The 3,217-nt window shown below is 53.7% G+C and carries 5 protein-coding genes; 1 reads left to right on the top strand and 4 read right to left on the bottom strand.

The genetic code is table 11. The features are described 5' to 3' along the window. Window positions 1-67: 67 nt before the first annotated feature. The 4 genes from VK792_RS19405 to VK792_RS19390 all read right to left on the bottom strand — a co-directional run bounded on the left by VK792_RS19405 (window position 68) and on the right by VK792_RS19390 (window position 2,912). A complete protein-coding gene (locus tag VK792_RS19405; RefSeq protein WP_326299564.1) occupies window positions 68-283 on the bottom strand; it encodes a hypothetical protein in 216 nt (71 codons plus the stop codon). 2 nt (window positions 284-285) lie between these two features. Beyond that, window positions 286-597 (bottom strand): hypothetical protein, encoded by a 312-nt coding sequence (locus tag VK792_RS19400; RefSeq protein ID WP_326299562.1) that lies wholly within the window; start codon window positions 595-597, stop codon window positions 286-288. 75 nt (window positions 598-672) lie between these two features. Next, window positions 673-2,403, bottom strand: coding sequence for a type IV secretory system conjugative DNA transfer family protein (locus tag VK792_RS19395; protein ID WP_326299561.1), 1,731 nt, complete (start codon window positions 2,401-2,403; stop codon window positions 673-675). 20 nt (window positions 2,404-2,423) lie between these two features. Further along, window positions 2,424-2,912: a hypothetical protein gene (locus VK792_RS19390; RefSeq protein WP_326299559.1), complete on the bottom strand. Its 489-nt coding sequence runs from the start codon at window positions 2,910-2,912 to the stop codon at window positions 2,424-2,426. 35 nt (window positions 2,913-2,947) lie between these two features. Between VK792_RS19390 and VK792_RS19385 the strand changes: the two genes are divergently transcribed. Then, the coding region (locus VK792_RS19385) for a hypothetical protein (protein WP_326299558.1) at window positions 2,948-3,217 on the top strand (270 nt) is incomplete at its 3' end.

Raw genomic sequence — 3,217 nt, 5'->3', positions numbered from 1 at the left:
CCCAGCCATCGCTGATCCTCCAATTGCGGGACAAATCTATCCCAGTTGGTGGACCACTTTCAGGGGGCTATTCCATGGCCCCCGTGGTCAAATCCGGCACGACGGCGAACGCGTGGTTCCAAAAGGCCGAAATGATCAAAGTGACTACCAGCCCCGTCAGGGCACAAAGGGTGAGCATCCACCAGTCATCCGATGGAATGCCGAGCGAGAGCCCCGCATAGTTGAGAAGCCCCGAAACGATGGCACTGATGAAAATTACGGTTTTGGTCTGTGTAGACAGCATGATTAACCTCCAAAAATTTGAGTGAGTTGAAAGGGAAAGAACTCGATGATCGGGCAGCCCGCGCCGCCGGAGATCGCCGGGAAATGCATTTGCCAGCCGTCAAAGAGCGTCAGGTATTTGCACTTGGTGTAGAACGGATCGGCATAGCTGCCGCGATACCAATACTGAATGCGCAATCCGGGCTGGCCGTAGATCAGCATTGCCACAATCGGTATCGCCAAAATGACTCCCAGCTTTAGCAGCGGCCAAAGCGGGTTGGACACGACGCTGAAATATATCTGCACGAGCTTTTGCCCACGGGTTAGCTTTGGCATGGCTGCCTCCGGTTTTCTGAGATGAAAGGGAAAATAAGGTGGTAATCGGCCCGGTCGCACCGTGCCGATTGCGTATTATTCTGAGCGAAGTTTTTGCCCGAACCGCCTTGCCGCTGATCTCAGCCGCGATGACTTGGGTTCGCGCGGTGTAACGCTGAACTGGCGCGCGAACTCTGGTTCCGCAGGCGCGCCGGGAACCGAGTCCACCAGTTCTGACCACTCGGCGCATTGATTGTAATGAACCAGATCAAGCATCATTGGTGGGTTTTGCTCGAAAAACAAAATCGACTTGAACTTGGGCATCTGAGTCAACTCATCAATCCGAATGTAATCGATGGGCTCTTCTTGTGGGCGCTGATCATAGAGGTCTTGAGCAGGCCCGAAATGCGGCTTGATAAAGCTCACCTTGCCTGCGCGTTTGGAATATTTCTCTGCTTCATCGACATTGCGAATATCCCACAAAAGCTGAACAGCGGTTTGGCTGAAAAACATCTGTGCCAAATCGCCGTACTTGGCCTCGAGACCGCCTTGCATGGCTTGTGCAAATGCCCAAAGCTGGACGCCGCGTGTACGTCCGATCTTGAGCACCCGCTCGACAATGGGCAGCGGTCCCGGTGCAATGTTTTCGAACTCGTCAGCCAACACGGTCACGCGGGGCTCAAAACGGTTGGCCTCAATACAGCCCACCAGCAGCATGTTGAGACAAAGCCCAATGTAGGTCGATGTGAGCTGAGACTTTTCCGGTGGCAGGATGATGAAGATCGTGATCTTCTTGCCCGGTGTCTTCAAATCGGCTGGATTGAAGGTCGTGTATTCCACGCTTTTTCCGATATGGGTCACGGGCTCGAAAATTTGGAGTGCCGCCTGCGGTTCTGTGATGAAGTTCTCCGCCGATTTGGCGGATTTCTTGAACTTGCTCAGCATCCGGCGGCCAGCCCGCGCCACAGCGCCATCATAGTCCGGGCAGGCTGCCATACGACCAAAGAACATTGCCAGTTCGTCCGTTCCCTCATTGAGCAGACGATTGAGATAGGCAAGGTTGCAGCACAGTTCTCCAGTGCTGGCTTGTTCAATGGCCAGAAAAATCAGACCGAATGCGATGAAGCCGCGCCCCATGTCACGGAAGATTTTGTTCTCACCCCCACCGGGCGAATGTTCCGGCAGGAGCACCAGTGCAATCTCGTGTGCCTTCTCAAAAATCTCTGGCGAGCTTTCGCCCACCAGAGCAACCAACACGTCACAGGGGTTGTAGTCATCGCTTTTGATCCCGTGGCGTTTCATCAACCGATAAGGATCGATACAGACGACCTCTTGGCGAAGCTCTTTGGTCAAAAACCGATGGAGAGACACGGCCATGTCTTCACCCTTGGCGGTGATGATCGCATTGCGATGTGCGCCAAGACTCAAGCGCATCGGTTTTGATAGGGATGACGTTTTGCCGCCGCCCGTCCCGGCAACGATCAAACCATGAGAGTCCCCATCATAGAACAGGGGCATTGGCTTGACGTCATCAGACTTCATTCCCAAGAACAGGCCATCGCCGTTTGTGTTCGTTGTCTTCAAGCCAAACTCGCGTGGATCATGTTCGTTGAGCCCACGTGTCGCGCCATAAATTCCAATGGGCTTCGCCAACTGCTTGGCCGCAAACCAGATGCCCCAATCGCGAGCAAAGCGGATCGCAGCGACCGTGCCAAAAAACGCAGCACAGCCCCCGGACAAATACAGCCAAGTCGGATCAGCCGAACTGCCCCTCAGATTGGCATAGACGCCGTATGAGATCAGCGCCGGGATGGCGGCGCTGATCATGCTGTCATTTTTTTGGGACATCACTCACGCTCCCAATCTTGATCGGGATCGTGCTGATGACCTTGTTGCCGCTCGAAATCCATTTTTAGAATTTCATCGACATTGCGATCCGTTTGCTTCGAAATCTGATCACGGTAATAAGTTTCGCGCTCATTCACCCGACGATCTGCTTGTTCACAGATGTTTTGGTGAATGACCTGCTTTGCGGCAGGGTCACTCGGAATGGGCTGAGGGCTGTCAAAGAACTCGCGTGTGAGTTTGTCACGCTCCTTGAGAACACGAAACTCATGACTGCGCGCTTGGGACCGCTGTTCATTTTCCATTTGGCGATCTTCAAGCGTGATCTGATCTTGGATCATTTTCTGTGCTTCCGGCGATGCCTCAGCGATCCGTTGTCCACGTTCGGTTTCAAGATTGAAACGCTCGTGAATTTTCGATTGGGCGTCCAACCCGCGCGCGGTCAAATTTGATTGCTCACGCTGGAATTTGGTATCGTTCTCGTCAGACATTTTTCACTCCATGATTTGAGAAAGGAATTTTGAAGATGCCGAATTTTGACAAACCGCCACCGGGGGCATCTCCGGCCCCGGAAGAACAATTGTTGGGGGAATTGGTTGGCACCCTAGCCGAGTTGAAAGCCCGCTATGGCACCGAGGGTGAAGAACTGGCTTGGGCAACACATCGCGCGTTGTCACGCCATGTCATGCAGCATGAAGGCCCAGAAACATGGGCGCGCTTTGGCGTGCCCCCATCGGGTGGTCCGGTTAAAATGTTAGTGCATCGTAGGCCTCTGGTCTATCGGGACGATGCTTTC

The organism is Mesobacterium hydrothermale, assembly GCF_035818635.1.
Classification (GTDB): domain Bacteria; phylum Pseudomonadota; class Alphaproteobacteria; order Rhodobacterales; family Rhodobacteraceae; genus Mesobacterium_A; species Mesobacterium_A hydrothermale.
Note: the sequence above shows the minus strand (reverse complement) of the source record. Positions and strands in the feature narration are given on the sequence as shown.